The following is a 3,934-nucleotide window of genomic DNA, read 5'->3' on the forward strand; positions in this document are numbered from 1 at the left end:
GCGCAGCGCCGCGCCCGGCGGGGGGTCAAGCGGTGCCGAGCGCGGCGCTGCGCGCCGCGAGGAAGGCTTTCTGCGGGTCGAGGTCCGGGTAGGACCAGGGGGCCGGGGTGGCGTGGCTGCCGATGCGGTGGAAGAGGGCGGCGGCCTCGGCGGGCCGGCCCTCGCACAGCTTGGCGTGGGCGAGGAAGTTCAGGTCGACGCGGTTGCGGGGGTGGTCCTCGCGCTCCCATTCCAGCCACCAGTCGAACGCGGAGCGCAGGACCTGGCGGGCCCGGCGGTTCGACCAGTGCGCGGCGGCGCTGCCGGGGCCGGCGCCGTGGGCGGCGGCCAGGACCCGGTAGCGCTCGGCGTGTGCGATGACCGGGAGGACGGCCAGCGGGGAGTCGGCCGGGGACTCCTCGGCCGCCCAGGCCGCGAAGTCGTACACCTCGTGGAGGGGGTCCTGTCCGGCGGCCGGGGCGTGCTCGGCGAGGCGGGCGACCATGAGGTGGTGGGCGTGGTGGTGCTCCCGGTGGCGGGCGCGGACCTGGTCGAAGTGGCGGCTGAACTCCTCCTGGGAGCCGAAGGCGCGGGAGAGCATGAGCAGCCCGAGCCAGGGCGTCGGGTCGGCGGGCAGGAGTGCGGCGGCGCGGTGGCAGGCCTCCTCGGCGGCCTCGGGGGAGCCCTTGCGGCGGAGGGCGGCGAAGACGGCGGCGCAGGCGAGGAGGGTGGCGGCGTCGGCGCTCTCGGGTTCGGCGAGCAGCCATTCGCGGGCCCAGGCCAGGGCGGCGGGGGTCTCGGCGAGGACGACGACGCGGTGGCCGCGGCGGTCCCAGTCGTCGCCGGTGCCGGCCAGGAGGGCGCGCGCCTTGGCCCACCGGCCCTGGGTGAACCGGGCCCGGACGTCGACCAGTTCGGTGTCGCAGAGGGCCGGGTCGAAGAGCTGGGCGTCCCGCTTGCGGGCGCGGCCGAGGGGCGGCGGAGGCGGGGACATCCGCGGATTTCCCTCCAGGACACGGGCACGGTGGCGGGCTGACGGACGGTGGACGTGACGGGAACGGCTGGAATGATCACGCACAGCAAACCGGTAGGCACAGCTCCGAGTCAAGGTCCGGTCTGCCGGGTGGCGCGTTTCAACTGGTGCGGCGCGGCCGATAGTTGGGGGCGGCCCCGGCACGCCCGGCCGCGGCCCGGCCGGGCGGCGGGAGGGCCGTAGGGTGGGGCCGTGGAGACGCATGAAGAGCTGCCCCCGTACCTGCTCGGGTTCCCCGGGCCGCTGCGCGACGCGCTGGTGGCGGCGGTGCTGAGCGGGGCGAAGACCACGACGACGGGGCTGCTGGCCGCGTACGAGGCGGAGGGCGAGCCCCTTCCCGCCGCCGGCGACCGGGCGGTCCTCGTCGACTCCGGCGAGTGCCCGGTGGCCGTGGTGGAGGTGGCGGAGGTGCGGGTGCTGCCGCTCGCCGACGTGGACCTGCAACACGCCCTGGACGAGGGCGAGGGGTACGCGTCAGTGGCCGAATGGCGTGCCTCCCACGAGCGGTTCTGGCACGGCGGGGAGACCCGCGCGGTGCTCGGCGACCCGGAGTACACGGTCGGCGACGACACCCTGGTCGTCGCCGAGCGGTTCCGGGTGGTCTCCCGCCTGGCCTGAGCCCCGCCGGGGCCGCCGCCCGCCGCCCGCCCCGGGGTCAGGCCACGGCGGCGGCCGCCGCCCGTCCGGCGGCGCGGCCCGAGAAGAGGCAGCCGCCGAGGAAGGTGCCCTCCAGGGCGCGGTAGCCGTGGACGCCGCCGCCCCCGAACCCGGCCGCCTCCCCGGCCGCGTACAGGCCTGGCAGCGGCTCGCCGGAGTCGGTGAGGACGCGCGAGGACAGGTCGGTCTCCAGGCCGCCGAGGGACTTGCGGGTCAGGACGGACAGGCGTACGGCGATCAGCGGGCCGGCTGCGGGGTCGAGGATGCGGTGCGGGGCCGCGGTGCGGATCAGCCGGTCGCCGAGGTACCTGCGGGCTCCGTGGACGGCGGTGACCTGGAGGTCCTTGGTGAAGGGGTTGGCGATCTCCCGGTCGCGGGCGGTGACCTCGCGGCGGACGGTGTCCTCGTCGAGCAGGTCGAGGCCGGTGACGGCGTTCATGCCGCGCACGAGGGCGGGCAGGCTGCGCTCGACGACGAAGTCCGCCCCGCGGTCCATGAAGGCCTGGACGGGCCCCGGCACGGCCTGCCGGGCCCGGTCGACGACGCCGCGCACGGACTTGCCGGTCAGGTCGGGGTTCTGCTCGGATCCGGAGAGGCCGAACTCCTTGCCGATGATGCGGCGGTTGAGGACGAACCAGGTGTGGTCGTGGCCGGTCCGCATGATGTGGTCGAGGGTTCCGAGGGTGTCGAAGCCGGGGAAGAGCGGGACGGGCAGCCGCCTGCCGGTGGCGTCCAGCCAGAGCGAGGAGGGGCCGGGGAGGATGCGGATGCCGTGGCGGGCCCAGATCGGGTCCCAGTTGGCGATGCCCTCGGTGTAGTGCCACATGCGGTCCTTGTTGATGTGGCGGGCGCCGGCGTCCTCGGCGATGCCCAGCATCAGGCCGTCGACGTGGGCGGGTACCCCGCAGAGCATGCGCTCCGGCGGGGTGCCGAGCCGGTCCGGCCACTGCTTGCGGACGAGGTCGTGGTTGCCGCCGATCCCGCCACTGGCGACGATCACCGCCTGGGCGCGCAGGGAGAACGCGCCGACCGGCTCGCGGCTGCTGGCGGATCCCCGGGCGGCGGAGGACGGCTGGAGGATCTCGCCGGTGACGGTGTCCGGCGCGCCGGCCGTCCGGGAGAGCCCGGTGACCCGGTGGCGGAACAGCATCCGGACCCGCCCGCGGGCGGCGGCCTCGCGGACGCGGCGCTCGAAGGGCTCGACGAGGCCGGGGCCGGTGCCCCAGGTGATGTGGAAGCGGGGGACGGAGTTGCCGTGGCCGAGGGCGCCGTACCCGCCCCGTTCGGCCCAGCCCACGACGGGGAAGAAGCGGACGCCGAGGCGGTGCAGCCAGGGCCGCTTCTCCCCGGCCGCGAAGTCGACGTACGCCTCGGCCCAGCGGCGCGGCCAGGCGTCCTCCTCGCGGTCGAAGCCGGCGGTGCCGAGCCAGTCCTGAAGGGCGAGGTCGCGGCTGTCCTTGATGCGCAACCGGCGCTGCTCGGGGGAGTCGACGAGGAACAGGCCGCCGAAGGACCAGTGCGCCTGGCCGCCGGCCGACTGCGCGGGCTCCTGGTCGAGCAGGATCACGCTGCGGCCCGCGTCGGCGAGTTCGGCGGTGGCGGCGAGGCCGGCGAGGCCTGCCCCGATCACGATCACGTCTGCGTCGTACGTCATGCGAAGTCGCCCTCCGGTCGCCGGTGGGGCTGATCCTTTGCCACGGGTCGGCAACCCGTCAATGGCGGTGCGGTGCTTGGATGGCCGCATGAGTGCTGCCGACGAGGTACTGGACGTGGTGGACCGCGACGACCGGGTGACGGGCCGGGCGCCGCGCGGCGAGGTGTACGCGCGGGGCTTGCTCCACCGGTGCGCGTTCGTGCTGGCCAGGGATGACCGGGGGCGGGTGTTCGTGCACCGGCGCACGGCGTCGAAGCTGGTCTTCCCCTCCCACTACGACATGTTCGTGGGCGGAGTCCTCGGGGCGGGCGAGGACTACGCCTCGGCCGCGCTGCGGGAGGCGGAGGAGGAGCTCGGGGTGTCCGGGCTGCCCCGGCCGGAGCCGCTGTTCAAGTTCCTGTACGAGGGGCCGGGCGGGAGCTGGTGGTCGTACGTGCACGAGGTGCGCTGCGGCGGACGGGAGGTGCGGCCGCAGGAGTCGGAGGTGGCCTGGCACTCCTGGCTGCCGGAGGACGAGTTGGAGGGCCGGATCGCGGACGGATCCTGGCCGTGGGTGCCGGACGGGCTGGAGGCGTACCGGCGGCTGCGCGCCTTCCGGGAGGGCGGGGAGC

The 3,934-nt window shown here is 75.6% G+C and carries 4 protein-coding genes; 2 read left to right on the forward strand and 2 right to left on the reverse strand.

The features are described from left to right. Positions 1-25: 25 nt before the first annotated feature. Complete coding sequence (locus tag EF903_RS29870) at positions 26-973, reverse strand: hypothetical protein (protein ID WP_125548124.1); 948 nt, start codon at positions 971-973, stop codon at positions 26-28. 231 nt (positions 974-1,204) lie between these two features. On the opposite strand from EF903_RS29870, the gene EF903_RS29875 reads away from it, so the two are divergent. After that, positions 1,205-1,630 (forward strand): ASCH domain-containing protein, encoded by a 426-nt coding sequence (locus EF903_RS29875; protein WP_125548125.1) that lies wholly within the window; start codon positions 1,205-1,207, stop codon positions 1,628-1,630. Between the two features lie 37 nt (positions 1,631-1,667). Here the strand turns inward: EF903_RS29875 and EF903_RS29880 are convergent, their stop codons facing one another. Then, entirely contained in the window at positions 1,668-3,323 is a 1,656-nt protein-coding gene (locus EF903_RS29880) for an FAD-binding dehydrogenase (protein WP_125548126.1), read from the reverse strand. A gap of 88 nt (positions 3,324-3,411) precedes the next feature. Between EF903_RS29880 and EF903_RS29885 the strand changes: the two genes are divergently transcribed. Next, positions 3,412-3,934: NUDIX hydrolase (locus tag EF903_RS29885; RefSeq protein WP_125548127.1), on the forward strand; the 523-nt coding region annotated here is incomplete at its 3' end.

It is taken from the genome of Streptomyces sp. WAC05292 (assembly GCF_003949955.1).
Lineage (GTDB): Bacteria > Actinomycetota > Actinomycetes > Streptomycetales > Streptomycetaceae > Streptomyces > Streptomyces globosus.

Coding starts and splice junctions, on each gene's coding strand:
- EF903_RS29870 (WP_125548124.1), bottom strand. CDS start 973: ATGTCCCCGCCTCCGCCGCCCCTCGGCCGCGCCCGCAAGCGGGACGCC.
- EF903_RS29880 (WP_125548126.1), bottom strand. CDS start 3,323: ATGACGTACGACGCAGACGTGATCGTGATCGGGGCAGGCCTCGCCGGC.